Source organism: Bacillus cereus group sp. BfR-BA-01383 (assembly GCF_022663495.1).
Taxonomy (GTDB): domain Bacteria; phylum Bacillota; class Bacilli; order Bacillales; family Bacillaceae_G; genus Bacillus_A; species Bacillus_A cereus_AU.
The window spans coordinates 57,087-72,837 of the sequence record NZ_JAKUFP010000007.1; the positions used below are offsets into that span (position 1 = coordinate 57,087).

Genomic DNA, 15,751 nt, shown 5'->3' on the forward strand with positions numbered 1-15,751 from the left:
AACCCACAAATAGCGGGATAAATTCTTTGGAGGCCATGTTATGAAACAATTTGATAACTTTGCAGTTCCAACGTTGCACACGCTCCTCTCTTACGTCGAAGAAGCGATTTCTATCGTAAATACGGAAGGAGTTATGTTGTACTGGAATGAGGCAGCAGAAAAAATGTATGACATTAAGAAGGAAGATATTATCGGTAGAAATGTACAACAGTTCTTTTCAAAAGAAGATATTATGAATTTAAAAGTTCTTGAGAGCGGGCAACCGGTCCGGGATATTTATCATCTTCCGCGTCCAGATAAGCACGTATTAATTAGTACGACTCCTATTTATAACGACGACAACGAATTAATTGGTTCTATGTCTGTAGAAAGAGATATTACTGCGACGATTAAGTTGAATGAAAAATTATCCTCTACTTCTGAAGAATTACAGCAATTAAAGCAAATGATTCAACATCAGCAAGATGACCCCTTCAGCACGATTAAAGGAAATAACGCAACACTTCAGCACATTATCCACAACATGAAAAAGGTAGCGAAAACTGATGCGACGATTTTAATTACAGGCGAAAGTGGTGTTGGAAAAGAACTCTTTGCCCAGGCCATTCATGAAGCGAGCCTTAGAAGCAAGCAACCTTTTATCCCAATTAATTGCGGCGCTATTCCTGCCGCTCTCTTTGAAAGCGAGCTATTTGGTTATGAATCTGGAGCATACACAGGAGCCGCTAAAGGCGGAAAAGCTGGAAAGCTAGAATTAGCAAATGGCGGTACATTATTTTTAGACGAAGTAGGAGAACTCCCGCTTGATATGCAAGTGAAACTACTTCGCGCTTTACAAGAAAAAGAGATTTACCGCATTGGCGGGCAAACGCCGAAACAGATAAACGTAAGAATTATTGCCGCAACGAATCGTATGTTAGAAGATATGGTGCTCAGCGGGACATTTCGATCTGATTTATTTTATAGACTAAATGTATTCACAGCGCATATCCCGCCATTACGGGAACGGACGGACGATATTTCCTTCTTAACTCATCATTTCTTAAAGGAATTTTCTTTTAAATATAACAAGCCCGCCCCATTCGTTCATCAAGAAGCAATGAATCGACTACACACGTATTTTTGGCCAGGTAATATTCGCGAACTGCGCAATATAATAGAAAGATTAATTGTCCTTCATGACGGGAAAGAAATACGGGAAGCAAATATTTTGCAACTATTGCCTTCGCAAAAGTCTGTTCATCATACAGAGCGCTCACTCACTGATGAGAAAAAGAACTTAGAGAAAACTAGAATTATACAAGCTCTCGAAGACACGTACGGAAACAAAAGCATCGCTGCGAAAAAGTTAGGCATGTCCCGGGCTAATTTATATAAGAAGTTGAAGAAGTATGGGATTACTTATGAAGTAGAGCGTTAATCAGCGGTGTGTGTGTATTCATAAGCCAATAAAAAAGGCATTTATTCATTGTGGAATTCAAGCTACATATTCGTTCTTGGGAGGTGCTGTGGCACCTCCTTTTCTTTTCCAACAAACGGGCCAGATTGTTGGGGCTCTCTTCTGAAATAATTGGATATTAATATTAAAATAGATGGGGATTATGAAGTCATGTACTTAAACTATAGGACGGGATTATGGATTTCCTATATAATTATAGTAAACAAAAGATAGGTTATTTAAGGATGGCTGATATGTTGAAAACAAAAACTAAATATCAAACTTGGATACGAATTTACAAACTAATTATTTTTTTGGTTATTTCACTCATTCTTCTCTCGGTAACATTATTACCTGTTAATTTATATCTGCGAATCCTGTCAGGTATTTTTGCGTTACCTTTTATTTATATAGCATTTATACTTTCTTATTCAGTTTACCAATTTGCAGCATTTGGGGGGAATTATCAGTCAAAGATACATGATTTAATTGTTGCCAAGGTGAATTGGGATGGAAAAGGAAAAATACTAGATATAGGAACCGGTAGTGGTTCACTGATTATTAAACTGGCAAAGACTTTTCCTAAGTCCTTTCTAACTGGAATTGATTATTGGGGTGGAAATTGGGAATATTCCAAATCCCAATGCCAACAGAATGCTGAAATAGAAGGGGTCTCTGATAGAATTGATTTTCTGAAAGCAAGTGCTGCAGAACTCCCTTTTACTGATGATGAATTTGATATAATTGTAAGCTGTCTAACATTTCATGAAGTAAAAGATAGAGAAAATAAAACTGAAGTAATTAAAGAGGCTTTAAGAGTGTTAAAACCTGGTGGTGAATTTGTTTTCTTAGATTTGTTTATGGATGAAAAAATATTTGGGGATGAAAGAGAGCTCTTAAATGTCTTAAAGAAACATGGTGTATCTGAATTGAATAGCTACAAGCTTGCTGAAGAAATGGAGTTACCAAAACTCTTATTGAACAAAAAAGTATTAGGAAATGCAATGATTTTGAGTGGTAGGAAATAAGAATACACTAATTCGCCTTTATAATAGCGCGGACTTCTCTATTATAAGGGCAACTACTTAATTTAACTTAACAAAATGATGTATCTCTATTTGTTTTTTGCATCTTTTTTAGAAACATCGTAACTTTATTTCAAATTCACACAAACTATTATTTAGGTATTAACGAACATTAATGGTAGAAACATACGCATTTCCAATCTACAACCAACCCCACACTCTACAAAAATATATCGACGATTATTCAATTATATCGACGTTTCGACACAACTTATCGACTTACCGACAAATTCCGCATTTCCATACCCGGTAACCACCAACCAATCCCACACCTGGACCTCCACCGAGCATCCGAGATTTCACCTATACCTACGTCAAACAAAAAAATCCCCCAAAACCCGGGGGACCCATCAAACCCTAACCACCACCACATCCGGCACTTGCTTCGCAATCTCCTCACCAATCTTTATACTAGCCGTCGCGGCCGGGGATGGTGCATTGCAAATATGCAGCGAATTGATGCCAGGGATAATGCAGAAGTCATCTACCATATTTCCGTTTGATAAGATGGCTTGTGCCCTTACACCCGCATGCGTTGGGACGATATCTTTTTCTGTTAGTTCTGGTATTAAGCGCTGCAAGCTTTTTAGAAATGATTGTTTACTAAATGAGCGCACCATTTCTTTTATGCCTTCTTTCATGTTTGGCATCGCCATTTTCCAAAAGCCTGTGTATGTCATTGTTTCCATGAAGTCTTTAATATCAAAGTCTGTTTTCGTGTAGCCTTCTCGCTTAAAGCTTAATACTGCGTTCGGTCCTGCATGTACGTCCCCATTTATCATTCTTGTAAAATGAACACCTAAAAACGGAAATTCTGGATTTGGAACTGGATAGATTAAATGTTTTACGAGATGGCGTTTTTCTGGGACAAGTTCATAATATTCACCGCGGAACGGAACGATTTTCATATCCGTTAATATGCCTGTCTTTTTCGCAATACGATCACTATGTAAGCCGGCGCAGTTAATGAGAAATTTCGTTTTAAATGTGCCTTTGTTTGTCTCAATCGTTACAGCGTCTTTCTTCTCAGTAATACGCTCTGCGGCTGTTCCTAAATGTACTTCTCCGCCGCTTTCTTGAATCAAACGAGCAAATGCATAACTTACTCCTTTATAATCAGCAATCCCGCAAGAAGGAACACGGATTGCCCCAAGTCCTTTTACATGAGGCTCAATTTCAGCTAATTCTTCCTTATCTATTTTTAAAATATGTAAATCGTTTTGTAAGCCTCTCTCATATAAATTATGTAAAAGAGGAAGTTCTTCTTTTTCTGTAGCGACAATTACTTTTCCGCACATGTCATAAGCGATGTCATTTTCTTTACAAAATTGAACCATAGCTGCATTTCCTTCTTTGGCAAACTTTGCTTTATAACTTCCTGGTTTATAATAAATTCCAGAGTGAATTACTCCGCTATTATGCCCAGTTTGATGATGTGCAAGTTCCTTTTCTTTTTCAATGATCGCGATTTTCGCACGAGGGAATTTTTTCGTTAAAGCCATTCCAGTTGAAAGGCCAACAATTCCTCCGCCAATAATTATAAAGTCATACATCCTACTTCCCCCTTAATAGTATAAAAGGCAGGTCTCTTTTCAAGACCCGCCGTACATATTATTTAGAAAAACAACCACGCTGACGCATTAGTTCTCTATATAAATCTTTATTTTTTTCAAATGCAGCTCTTCCGTGCATCCAAAATAAATTGTTTAAAAGAACTAAGTCACCAACTGGTAATTTTAATGCATGTGTCGCTGGTGAGTTTTCAACTGAATATGATAAGTCTTTCAGATAGTTTGCTTGTTCAATATTATCTGGATAAGCGAACTGATCAATAAAGCAAATGCATGGTGCGTTATTTACATCAAAAAACGTTTCACGATAAACGATTTCTTGCGAATTTTTACTTGGTGGTGCTTTATACGTAATTTTAACAGATGCGAGCGAATGATCTCTAAATTTTTGAAGATCTTCCCAATCGTCTAAATGTAGTAAACGGGATTCCCCTCCTACTGCATTTTGCTCTTCAATTTTCATCATAAGAAGCCAATCTGTCGGTTCATCAACGAATGTACCGTCTGTATGAAGTGTAAACAATCGGTACGCTTGACGAAGGTAAGAATCACTACTATCCGTATCTTTCACATTAAATCTAGCATAATACGTTCCTGTCATCGCATCAAAGTTCGGCGCCCCGATTAAATGCGTTAATGCTGTTGCAAATTTCACGTAGTCTGCTGGATCTGCCGTTTCACCTTGCACCCCAATTGTAAATCCGCCCGTTTCACGGTCATGAATAATGCCGCGAATGTTATCCATAAATGATTGCCCAAAAATCTTTCTCATGCTATCCGCAATATTAAACCGAGAATACGGAATATATTGTAATGACTGCTCTGAATGCTCTTTTACCTCTTCAAAAAACTGCTGAAGCAATTGCTGATTTAATACGATATGATATAAACGTTTATGCTCTGGATGAGGAACAATTTCATACCCCTCATATTTCTTTGCAAACCTCATCTTCGTATTTTGTTCTGTAATAATCGACATTTCAATTCCTCCCTAAATTAAATATGAAGAACGTATTGACGCTTTTTACAGACAGTTATCCTTATCTTCTTATGCTGAGATTCGGTCTTACTGCCCTAACAACGAAAAAGCCAGTCATACGCATCCACGACATAACAATCGCAGATACATACAACTGGCTCATAATTACGAATGTTCTTTAATCTCTTAAAGTACAATAATAATAGACAGTTCATATGAAAATATGTGTAAAACAGGAAAGCAAGATCGAATATAGAGAAGGCTAATTTCTCGTATGGATCTTATTAATTAAATAATAATTCATAATATTCTAACTGTCAATTCGTTTTTTGTTATTTTCTCTACAAACTTTACACATTTTACAAATCCCCTTACTTTCCGCACATCTTCTTTTTTTCGTCTCTTGTTTTACAACTTGCACTTCATTTAACTTTTTCATATTCCTTGCCTCCTCAATAAAAATAAGCCAGTCGTATCCCGTTAACGGAAATACAACTGGCTCTTGTTTATGGTAATAAACTAGACAGTTTTTATGGTGTTGTTTCCTCGTACTCTCCCTCGAGCTGTTCATCATTTAAATAACTTACATATTGGCGATGCAAATCTTTTACCGCACTGACGATAGCATTTTGCGCTTTTCCTTGATAATGATCTGTAATATCTTGAACGATTTCTTCAATACCATCTCGTAAACTATGTCCTCTCAAAATTTGAGCAACGAAGTCTCTACCATGCTCTGTCGCAAGCGTACATGACGCTTCAATAATGACGTGATATTTATGATCTGCCTCAATTGTAATTGTTAGTGTCTCGTACATACTACGAACAGCCATACCTTTCGGAAGCCTAGAGTGTCCTGCCATAAAAAATGTCCCTTTACGCATATTGCATCCTCCATTACTATGTTTTTTATTGTTTATACTTGATCTACGTATACTGTCTTTATTCTCGTGTAAAATTCTTTCGCCGCTTTTCCTTGTTCACGCGGTCCAGCACTGGAGTTTTTCATTCCGCCAAACGGAACTTGAGGTTCTGCTCCTGCAGTTTCTGAATTCACATGAACCATTCCAACTTCCATATCATCAATGAACCTTTGCGATAAACTTAAATTATTCGTACAAATCGATGCACTTAATCCGTATTCTGTATCATTCGCTAAAGAAACTGCTTCTTCATAACTATTCACTTTAAATAAACATATAACTGGACCGAAAACTTCTTCTTTTGCAATGCGTGCATCTACATCTACATTTTCAAAAATAGTCGGTAACACGTAACAACCGTCCTGCAATTCTGCTTCGTCCGGTACGCTGCCTCCATAAAGTAAAGAAGCCTCTCCTTTTCCTACTTCAATCATCGATAAAACAGATTGCTGCTGCCCCTTGGAAACACATGGGCCCATAAATGTACCCTGTTCTAACGGGTTCCCAACTGTAAGAGCTTCCGTGCGCTGCAATAGTTGCTCACGGAACGCTTCATAAATGCCCTCTTCGACTATTACTCTACTTGTTGCGGTACACTTTTGCCCCGTTGACATAAACGCACCTTTTATCGTAATATTTACCGCCTTTTCAATATCGGCATCCTTTAATACAACTATCGGATTTTTCCCGCCCATTTCTAATTGTACTTTTTTCCGCGTTTCAACGGCTGCTTTTTGAATGATATTGCCAACGTGATTAGAACCCGTAAAAGATACCGCTTTTATATCCGGATTTCCCGTTAACTCTGCTCCAACTTCAGAGCCTTTGCCGAACACACAATTTATAACACCTGCCGGAATGCCTGCCTCATGAAAAGCTTCCACGAGATGGTACACCGATTTTGGCGTAACTTCAGCCGGCTTAATAACAATCGTATTTCCGTAAATAAGTGCTGGCGCCATTTTCCACGCCGGAATCGCAATCGGAAAGTTCCACGGCGTAATTAATCCAACCGGTCCTACTGCTACACGTTTACTGTAAAGCATCGTACTTTCATTAGCAGACGGAATGATCTCTCCGATCGGCTGATTCGCTTCCCCTGCATAATATTCAAGAATGCTAATTGCTCGCTTCGTCTCGCCTATGCCTTCTGCAATCGTCTTTCCTTCTTCATTCGTTACATCTCGGCCAATTTCATTTACTTTTTCTTTTAAAATAGCTGCCGCTTTCCATAAATAACTTGCTCTCTCTTGAAACGATAATTTTTGCCATTTATGAAAAGCTTCTTTCGCTGATGCGATTGCGACTTGTGTATCTTCTACTGAACTAAATGGGAATTCACCTAGCACTTCCCCGTTATGCGGATTATAATTTTTCACATATGCATTCGTGGAAGGTTCTTTCCACTCACCGTTTATATAATTGAAAAACCTCATGCCCCTGCCTCCACCATTTTTTTATTTTGATAGTTTCGCAATCGCAGCTTCTAAAATAGTAAGCCCTTCTTCAAGCTGTTCATCTGTTATAACAAGAGGCGGTAAGAAGCGAAGTACATTGCTATAAATACCAGCACTTATCGTAATGACCCCTTTATTATGCGTTTCCTTCATAATCGCTTTAACTTCTTCCGCTGCTGGCTCTTTCGTCTCTTTATCTTTTACAAGCTCAATTGCAGTCATCGCGCCGAGTCCTCTAACATCGCCAACTAATTCGTATTTATCTTTCCAGCTATTAAATACTTCCATCATGCGTGCACCAATTTCTACAGCACGACCTACTAAATTCTCTTCTTCGATTATATCTAAAACAGCTAATGCCGCCACACAAGCAGCCGGACTTCCTGAGAAAGTACCACCTAATTGACCTGGTCCAGGTGCATCCATCAAATCCGCTCTTCCTGTTACTGCGCTAAGCGGCATTCCAGCAGCGATTGATTTTGAAAAAGTCATTAAATCAGGAGCTACGCCGAAATGATCCATTGCAAATAAGCTACCCGTACGAGCAAAACCAGTTTGAATTTCATCCGCAATCATCACAATTCCGTACTTATCACAAATATTTCGGACACCTCGCATGAATGTAGTCGTCGGAACGATAAATCCACCTTCTCCTTGAAGCGGTTCCAAAATAATTGCAGCGATATTATCACTTGCCACTTCCTCTAACATAAAGCGTTCGAAATATGCTAAAATTTGCGCGTCTACTTCTTCTGGCGTCAATCCTTCTTCAGCACGGTAATAGTATGGGTATGGTAATTTGTATACTTCTGATGCAAACGGACCAAATCCATGCTTGTACGGTTTCACTTTACTTGTAAGTGACATCGTTAAAAGTGTACGCCCGTGATAGGCACGCTCAAACGAAACAATCGCACTTCTTCCCGTAGCTTTTCTAGCAATCTTCACTGCATTTTCTACTGCTTCAGCACCACTATTCGCAAACATCGTTTTTTTCTTGAAATCACCTGGTGTTAATTCATTCAGTCTTTCAGCTAATGCAATATAACTTTCATACGGCGCTACATGAAAACAACTATGAATGGAAGACTCCACTTGATCTTGAATCGCCTTTACTACTTTCGGATGACAATGCCCAACATTTTGCATACCAATTCCGCCCGCAAAATCGATTAATTCATTACCATCTACATCAGTAATAATCGCTCCTTTTGCTGATTGCACATACAACTCTGTAATATTGTAAGGCCCTTCTGGTACTGCATTTTTTCTTCTTTCATGTAATATGCTAGATTTTGTAGTTGTAATATCTTTCTTCTCTTTCAACATGGAACATACCCCTTTTCTTATTCTTTCTCTAAACTAACTTCCGAATCTTTTATAATCGTAAAATCATTCAACTTTTGCTTATCTAACTTTCTAACTCTTAGAAAATAGCTTATTATTACTACGATTGTAGCTAGTAACGTCATATAGAATTGCATGCGCATATCTGCTATAAATGCTTGTGAAACAAATATCGTAACAATCATTAGAAGCGTTGCATATGTGAGATAAGGGAATAACCACATTTTCACTTTTAGCTTTCCAGCCCCTTCTCTTTCCCGTTCTCGTCTTAACTTGACATGTGAAACGGCAACGAACATATACATAAGCATTGTTACCCCGCCTGAACTATTCGCTAAAAATGCGAACAGTTTATCAGGAGATATAAATTTCAACATCGCGCAAATAAATGCAAATACGATACTTGCAAATATCGCTACAACCGGCGTTCCTCTGCTGTTTAACCTTGAAAAAGAAGAAGGTGCATCTCCTTTTTTAGCAAGTGAAAATAACATACGCGAACTCGTATATATACCTGAGTTCATAACGGAAAGCAACGATAAAAATACAACACCATTCATAATTTCTGCGGCTGCAGGTACCCCTGCCATATTAAATAAACTTGCATACGGAAGTTTTAATAACTCTTTATCCGTCCACGGAATAAACATGACTAAAATTGTTACTGACCCTACGAAGAAAAGCATAAGACGCCATACAACACTATTAATCGCTCGTATAACATTCTTCTCTGGATTTTCCGATTCCCCGGCTGCAATAGCGGCTACTTCGCTTCCCGATAAAGAGAAAGAAATAAACACAACGCTCAGTAAGACAGGGACAACTCCATTCGGGAAGAAACCACCGTGTTCCGTAATAATAGCAAGACTCGGTCTATCCACCCCAGGAACAAGTCCAAAGAACATCGAAACTCCTAAAATTAAAAACGCAACAATCGCCACAACTTTAATGAACGCTAACCAATATTCAAACTCACCGTACAATTTTACTGAATATACATTCGTCATCGTCATTAAAAGGACCATACATAAACTCGCGATCCATGCTGGAACCGAAGGAAACCAATTGTTAATCATCACGCCTAAAAGCACCGCTTCAATTGCGATAATAATGACCCAGTTAAACCAATACAACCACCCAATCGTATACCCTGCCCACGGCCCAATTGCTTTATTCGCATACGTTGCGAAAGAACCGCTATCAGGATTTTCCGCTGCCATCTCTCCTAACATCCGCATCACGAGCACAACCATTAAAGCACCGATAATATAGGACAAAATTGCCGCAGGCCCTGTCGATTGAATAATCGTTCCACTTCCTACAAACAAACCTCCCCCGATAACACCGCCAATTGAAATCATTGTTATATGCCGAGTTTTTAAATCCTTCTGTAACTCCTTTTTCTCTTTAGCCAAACAGTTCACCAACCCCTCCATTAGCATGAACGTGCGCCATAACCCATTGACAACGCTTTCTCAAAATCCCCTCCTACGTTTTAAGAAAAAATAAAAAGAGCCAGAAAAACAACGCATATAGTCGCATTGAATTTTACTGCCTCTATCCTTATGGCTCGTCCTCCTGCTAAGGAAGCTCAAGTGGAAAGAAGTTCCTCTATTCATTTTCAAACATACATCCGGGCTTACAGAGAGGCTAATCACTGTCATCCGATAATAAGTTAATCATAATACAAATAAACTGAATATTCAATATTAATTTGAGATGAAATTTCCAAATCACCCCAACATATACTGTTCAAAAGCAAAAGGAAGTGATCTCATGTACTATGGAACAAAAGGCTGGTACGTAGCTGAGCTTAAAAAATTAGGTGTTCGTTATTTTGAAGGACGGAAGCTAGAAAGTTACCGTGGACACGTATTACGCAATTTACTAATTGCGCAACAAGAGAAAACGAAAGAATAGTAATTTACTAACAAAACAACTCTCGGAATATATCGGCTACTCGGAAAAAACCTTCAAATCACACATTGATATAAACCAAAAAAGGGCACCCAAACGGGTGACCTTTCCTATTCACAAACAAGAATTTGTCTAGAGAATGTTCCTTTTTTTGCGACACCACGATCTGTGATTTCAAATCCAGCTTCATGAATCATGTCGTCCATCGTTTCCATCGTGACAACGACTACTTTTTTTGCAATGCGGCGCGCACTTGAGAGAATTGAGAGTTGATCTTCTGGTGTTGCGTGCGTAAATAGATCGTACGGCATATCGATAATCGCGACGTCGTAGTTCTCAGTCATTTCTTCAATTGGACCTTTTGTTACTGTTCCTTCAAACCCGAAATGCGCGATGTTTTTTCTCGTTCCAAGAACTACAAGTGGATTTATATCTCTACCAACGATGTTAATTCCCATAGAAAGTGCTTCTACTACTACTGTTCCAATGCCACAGCACGGGTCAATAGCTCGTACTCCCTCGGGGTTTGGTACAGCGATATTTGCGACAGCTCTAGCAACACGTGTGCTCAGTGATGTCGAATAGCTATGCGGTTTTTTTATGTGATGATACCAAACTGGATCACTTTCTACATAGTGTCCGAAATACCAACGTCCTCCAAGAGGAACAATCCCAAATACACGCTCTGGATTACGAACGTCTGCTTCTCCTTCGATATGCATACCGAGGTCTCGCTCAATAAGACGTCTTTCTCCATATTCAATTTTATTCTCTCCAACAAAGTCATTAATTTTAACGAAGATAACTTTGAATGTTGCTCCCGCCAAGTCAATTTGTTCCACTTGTTTCAAGATGCTTTCTAAGTCGTCTCCTTCGTACATAACTTCAACTCGCTCTTTAATAAACGGACTTCTACTTGGATCAATTTTGACATCACTTTTCAAAATGTTAACGTGAGACTCCATTCCAAATAATGAACGCATTTCCAAGTAACATAAAGAACGTTCATCTTCACGAAATGCATACGTATATATACATGCAGGTGTTTTACTATGATTACTCAATCTATTATCATCCTTTATCGTTTAAAATTATTATGATCACAATTACTCGAATACTTTTTCATATAAAATTAAATGATATCATATGCCCGAAATAAAGAGAAACTTTTATAGTTCATTTCATAAATAAAAGAGATCGCCCATTGGCAATCCCTTTTATCATTATCCCTATTAATTAGCGGTAAGAAGATACGTCATTACCTTTCCACTCATAATAGTCTAAAATACCAGCATAAACTGCTTCTGCTGCACGTTGTCTCCATTTTTCTGAAGATAGTTTTTCACCTTCACCTTTTGCATCAATAAATCCTAGTTCAGCTAGAATAGCCGGCATTGTATTATATTTAATTACATAGAAGTTATCTGTTTTTACCCCTCTATCGTTTGTATCAAGGGCATTAACTAAACGTTTTTGTACTTTTTCTGCTAGTACACGGCTGTCATCTGTATTTGGATTTGTTACTGCTGATCTATAGTAGTATGTTTCAGTACCTTCTACTTTGTTGTTAAATCCATTAGCATGAATGCTTACGAAAATATCACCATTATTTTTATTAGCAAATTCTACACGTTTCCTTAAAGAATCGCCAGCATCATCTCCTGGGCGTGTATCATCTGTACGTGTTAATAACACAGTAAACGGTGTTTTCTTTTCAAATAATTTTTGTACTCGTAATGATGTATCTAATACAATGGCACTTTCATCCATATTTACACCAAGATGTCCTGGATCCTCTCCACCATGACCTGGATCAATAATAATCGCTTTACCTTCTAAGAAGTTACCTTGCTTCACTGGGTTTAACTGATTTTTATCAACCCATTGGAAGCCACTATTTGTACGGATACGAATCCAGCTATCTTTTTCTTCAATAACCGTTACTGTTTGCGCATCATATTTACCTACCACTTTAGAAGAATGTTCCGGTTTTTCATACGCAGTAAATCCTTCTTTAATACCTTCTGTTTTCTCTACTAAAGGTGTCCATTTATCACCTTTGCTCGTTACAATTTTGATCCATCCACCACGTTCTTCTTTTACTACAACCGTTTGTGGTTCATGTTGCATGTCAGTAATTCCTGATGATAAAGATGGTTGATGATATGTAATGAACTTATGATCTATATACAGTTTCTTCGTTGTGTCTTCTGGTTTACTAGTATTATCATTATTTTTCGTTAGCTTGTCCGCTTTATAAGTCATTTGTGCTGCTTGTTCACGTGGTATAGAAAGATTTGGGCTCCAAGTTGTCCCTCCTGTACCAGCAGAAATTTCTAACGCTACTAAAATATTTGCTGCTTCTTTACCGAAATGACCTTCTAAATCAGTAAACTTATTCGTTACTGGGGCTTTTACCAAACCTTGTAATTTATAAGCCTTCACAAGCATAGATGCCATCTCAGCACGTGTTACTTTCCCATCAGGATCAAATACACCTGCTTCTCGCCCTGCAATAATATTCTCTTTTTCAATTGCTGCAATATACTGAGCAGCCCAATGATTTTTTGAATCGTTAAAAGATGGCTTCCCAGCTGGATTAACGTTTAATCCAATTGCTTTCGCTACAATTGTCGCTGCTTCAGCACGTGTTAAAAGACCCTGTGGTGCAAAAGTACTGTCCGTCATACCGCTAATTACATTTCTCTCTACTAAATAGTAAATTGCGTCTTTTGACCATGCGTTGTCCGGAACATCTGAAAACTTCTTCGTTTCTGCTAAACTACTAACTGGATAAGCTAGTAAACTTGCCGCTAACATACCAGCAGCTATTGCTTTGTACTTCATAAAAAATAAATCTCCTCTCGAAATCTCACATTATACAATTCTCTTAATCAAACTAATATTAAAAATATTAACTGGTAAATAACTCCTATCATAGTTTATAACATTCTATCAATGTAGTAAATACGTTTTCTATCTATATTATTAAAGATAACCATATAAGGAATAATAAATATAAATAAACCTCAAAAAAGCGATTAGTTTCCCACCAAACTAATCGCCCTTTCTATTCTCTCCCAAATGAAAAGCTGATTAAAAATACTATTTTCAATCCGATATCTCTATTTTTTATGAAATTAGTCTTCAATTAAATGAGACATTACATACGCATAGACTAATGCTTCTGTATGCGCAATCGAGCTCTCATGCGTACGCTCAAATGCATGAGAAGAATCTATACCAGCTCCAATTAATGCATGTTTCACATCAAATCCAGCGCGAATCGCAGCTGATGCGTCAGAGCCGTAGTACGGATATATATCTACCTTATATTCAATATTGTTCTTTTTCGCAAGCTCTACTAAATGTTTACGTAATGCATAATGATACGGGCCACTAGAGTCTTTTGCACAAATAGATACTGTGTATTCATCTGATGCTTGTCCATCCCCTAATGCTCCCATATCAACTGCTAAATATTCAACCGTTTCTTCTGGAATGTTAGAGTTACCACCATATCCGATTTCTTCATTATTAGAAATTAAGAAATGAGTTGTATATGGTAATGTTACGTTTTCATCTTGTAATCTCTTAATTAATTTTAATAGAATCGCGACACTTACTTTGTCATCTAAATGACGTGATTTTATGTATCCACTCTCTGTAATTTGAACGCGTGGATCAAATGAAACGAAGTCTCCTACTTCAATTCCTAACTCACGTACTTCATCTGCTGAAAAGACACGCTCATCAATACGAACTTCAATATTTTTCTCATCGCGCTTCGCTTCCCCTGCATCTTTGTACACATGGACAGAAGTTTGATGCATTAAAATTGTACCTGTATACGTCTTACCGCTCGACGTTTCAATCTCGCAATATTCCCCTTCTACAGAGTTCCAGCGAAATCCACCAATCATAGATAGACGAAGACGACCGTCAGGCTTAATTTCTTTCACCATTGCCCCTAACGTATCAACGTGTGCCGTTAATAAACGGTGCTGTGCATCATTTTTCCCTTTTACCGTTAAAATAAGTGCTCCTTTATTGTTACGCTTCGTTTCTACGTTCCACTCACTTACATAGTTTTCAATAAAACGAATGATTTTCTCTGTATTTCCAGATGGACTCGGAATAGAGACAAGCTCCTTAATGAGTTCCATCGTTTCTTTCGCATGATGTGCCATTGTCATTTCCTCCTCATTTTCTCTACTATTCAGTATACAGAATTTACTATGAAACCTCTACTTATATAGCTTAATTTTCTAAATTGCAATAAAATTCACTTTAACCTAATCTTAATGACAAAAAAGCATCGCGTTATCCACTAACGCGATGCTTTTTCTATAAAACTATTCTTCTGAAACATCTAATAAATAAATGCCTCTTTCAAACCCACCGCGCTCTACTTCTTTCTGCTTGCGAAGACGTTCTACATCTTCAATCGATGCACCTTCTGCACGCGCTAATGAGATGATAACTTCCAGTGCATCTGCAAGAGAATCTAGTGCATGTTCACGCTCTTTCATAGAAGCAAATTCACGAATTTCTTCCGTTCCAATTTTCGCTAAAGCTTGTATGTATGCTTGTCCTGTTAATTTTTGTGCTGTATACGTTTTTCCAGACATTAAAATCTTCTCTGGAACACGATCTCTTACTAATTTATTATATGCTGACATCATTCATCCTCCTATGTTTAATAACAACCGAGCTCTGCTTTATAAAAAAACCACTCTTTTTTCACACAAGCACTTAACATATCAATTCCTGATCCGTGCGCCCTTACTACCGGAAAGAAGTAATGCTCTGGTTCTTCTTTCTTATCGCCGTATAAGGTTTGGTACTCATCAGGAATCGCCTCTTTTTTCACATCTCGTTCTTTCGTTACTTCACCAGAGAAAGCAACAGTTGGATGCCCCTCAAAGAATAATGCAGTCCGTACCGCAAGAGATGGTGTACTATGCAAAGCATAATATGTAAGTAAAATCATAACGATAACACCGATAATTTTCTTCATTTATTACCCCTAAA

14 protein-coding genes and 1 pseudogene are annotated in these 15,751 nt (G+C 37.9%); 3 read left to right on the forward strand and 12 right to left on the reverse strand.

From position 1 onward, the window contains the following. The first annotated feature begins 40 nt into the window (after positions 1–40). On the forward strand, positions 41–1,420 hold the full coding sequence (locus MR065_RS09535) for a sigma-54 interaction domain-containing protein (RefSeq protein ID WP_242213463.1): 1,380 nt from the start codon (positions 41–43) through the stop codon (positions 1,418–1,420). Between the two features lie 272 nt (positions 1,421–1,692). Beyond that, positions 1,693–2,466: a class I SAM-dependent methyltransferase gene (locus MR065_RS09540; RefSeq protein WP_242213464.1), complete on the forward strand. Its 774-nt coding sequence runs from the start codon at positions 1,693–1,695 to the stop codon at positions 2,464–2,466. A gap of 407 nt (positions 2,467–2,873) precedes the next feature. On the opposite strand, the gene lhgO is transcribed toward MR065_RS09540, so the two are convergent. From lhgO to MR065_RS09570, 7 genes are all read right to left on the reverse strand, one after another. Next, positions 2,874–4,076 (reverse strand): L-2-hydroxyglutarate oxidase, encoded by a 1,203-nt coding sequence (lhgO, locus tag MR065_RS09545; protein WP_242213465.1) that lies wholly within the window; start codon positions 4,074–4,076, stop codon positions 2,874–2,876. 58 nt (positions 4,077–4,134) lie between these two features. Beyond that, positions 4,135–5,073: a glutarate dioxygenase GlaH gene (gene glaH, locus MR065_RS09550; RefSeq protein WP_242213466.1), complete on the reverse strand. Its 939-nt coding sequence runs from the start codon at positions 5,071–5,073 to the stop codon at positions 4,135–4,137. A gap of 310 nt (positions 5,074–5,383) precedes the next feature. Continuing rightward, a complete protein-coding gene (locus MR065_RS27440) occupies positions 5,384–5,512 on the reverse strand; it encodes a hypothetical protein (protein ID WP_277927367.1) in 129 nt (42 codons plus the stop codon). 91 nt (positions 5,513–5,603) lie between these two features. After that, entirely contained in the window at positions 5,604–5,957 is a 354-nt protein-coding gene (locus MR065_RS09555) for a DUF3870 domain-containing protein (protein ID WP_088232471.1), read from the reverse strand. A gap of 32 nt (positions 5,958–5,989) precedes the next feature. Continuing rightward, complete coding sequence (locus MR065_RS09560; protein WP_242213467.1) at positions 5,990–7,432, reverse strand: aldehyde dehydrogenase family protein; 1,443 nt, start codon at positions 7,430–7,432, stop codon at positions 5,990–5,992. 21 nt (positions 7,433–7,453) lie between these two features. Further along, the gene (gene gabT, locus MR065_RS09565; RefSeq protein WP_242213468.1) at positions 7,454–8,782 is read right to left on the reverse strand and encodes a 4-aminobutyrate--2-oxoglutarate transaminase; all 1,329 of its coding nucleotides are present in this window, start codon (positions 8,780–8,782) and stop codon (positions 7,454–7,456) included. 17 nt (positions 8,783–8,799) lie between these two features. After that, positions 8,800–10,224: an amino acid permease gene (locus tag MR065_RS09570; protein WP_242213469.1), complete on the reverse strand. Its 1,425-nt coding sequence runs from the start codon at positions 10,222–10,224 to the stop codon at positions 8,800–8,802. A 308-nt stretch (positions 10,225–10,532) separates the two neighbouring features. Here MR065_RS09570 and MR065_RS09575 point away from each other — a divergent pair. Further along, positions 10,533–10,720, forward strand: a pseudogene (locus MR065_RS09575) (YflJ family protein). Between the two features lie 107 nt (positions 10,721–10,827). Here the strand turns inward: MR065_RS09575 and MR065_RS09580 are convergent. The 5 genes from MR065_RS09580 to MR065_RS09600 all read right to left on the reverse strand — a co-directional run bounded on the left by MR065_RS09580 (position 10,828) and on the right by MR065_RS09600 (position 15,737). Next, entirely contained in the window at positions 10,828–11,781 is a 954-nt protein-coding gene (locus tag MR065_RS09580) for a TRM11 family SAM-dependent methyltransferase (RefSeq protein ID WP_242213470.1), read from the reverse strand. 172 nt (positions 11,782–11,953) lie between these two features. Next, entirely contained in the window at positions 11,954–13,564 is a 1,611-nt protein-coding gene (locus tag MR065_RS09585; RefSeq protein ID WP_242213471.1) for an N-acetylmuramoyl-L-alanine amidase, read from the reverse strand. A gap of 293 nt (positions 13,565–13,857) precedes the next feature. After that, complete coding sequence (locus tag MR065_RS09590; RefSeq protein ID WP_242213472.1) at positions 13,858–14,907, reverse strand: M42 family metallopeptidase; 1,050 nt, start codon at positions 14,905–14,907, stop codon at positions 13,858–13,860. A gap of 165 nt (positions 14,908–15,072) precedes the next feature. Next, complete coding sequence (locus MR065_RS09595; RefSeq protein ID WP_098448111.1) at positions 15,073–15,399, reverse strand: nucleoside triphosphate pyrophosphohydrolase; 327 nt, start codon at positions 15,397–15,399, stop codon at positions 15,073–15,075. Positions 15,400–15,416: 17 nt separating this feature from the next. Continuing rightward, on the reverse strand, positions 15,417–15,737 hold the full coding sequence (locus MR065_RS09600) for a hypothetical protein (RefSeq protein ID WP_242213473.1): 321 nt from the start codon (positions 15,735–15,737) through the stop codon (positions 15,417–15,419). Between the last annotated feature and the right edge of the window lie 14 nt (positions 15,738–15,751).

Bases quoted from the DNA above. Each gene is read 5' to 3' on its own strand.
- MR065_RS09585 (WP_242213471.1), bottom strand. From the start codon at position 13,564: ATGAAGTACAAAGCAATAGCTGCTGGTATGTTAGCGGCAAGTTTACTA.
- MR065_RS09590 (WP_242213472.1), bottom strand. From the start codon at position 14,907: ATGGCACATCATGCGAAAGAAACGATGGAACTCATTAAGGAGCTTGTC.
- MR065_RS09600 (WP_242213473.1), bottom strand. From the start codon at position 15,737: ATGAAGAAAATTATCGGTGTTATCGTTATGATTTTACTTACATATTAT.
- MR065_RS09540 (WP_242213464.1), top strand. From the start codon at position 1,693: ATGTTGAAAACAAAAACTAAATATCAAACTTGGATACGAATTTACAAA.
- gabT (WP_242213468.1), bottom strand. From the start codon at position 8,782: ATGTTGAAAGAGAAGAAAGATATTACAACTACAAAATCTAGCATATTA.
- glaH (WP_242213466.1), bottom strand. From the start codon at position 5,073: ATGTCGATTATTACAGAACAAAATACGAAGATGAGGTTTGCAAAGAAA.
- MR065_RS27440 (WP_277927367.1), bottom strand. From the start codon at position 5,512: ATGAAAAAGTTAAATGAAGTGCAAGTTGTAAAACAAGAGACGAAAAAA.
- MR065_RS09595 (WP_098448111.1), bottom strand. From the start codon at position 15,399: ATGTCAGCATATAATAAATTAGTAAGAGATCGTGTTCCAGAGAAGATT.
- MR065_RS09535 (WP_242213463.1), top strand. From the start codon at position 41: ATGAAACAATTTGATAACTTTGCAGTTCCAACGTTGCACACGCTCCTC.
- lhgO (WP_242213465.1), bottom strand. From the start codon at position 4,076: ATGTATGACTTTATAATTATTGGCGGAGGAATTGTTGGCCTTTCAACT.
- MR065_RS09555 (WP_088232471.1), bottom strand. From the start codon at position 5,957: ATGCGTAAAGGGACATTTTTTATGGCAGGACACTCTAGGCTTCCGAAA.
- MR065_RS09560 (WP_242213467.1), bottom strand. From the start codon at position 7,432: ATGAGGTTTTTCAATTATATAAACGGTGAGTGGAAAGAACCTTCCACG.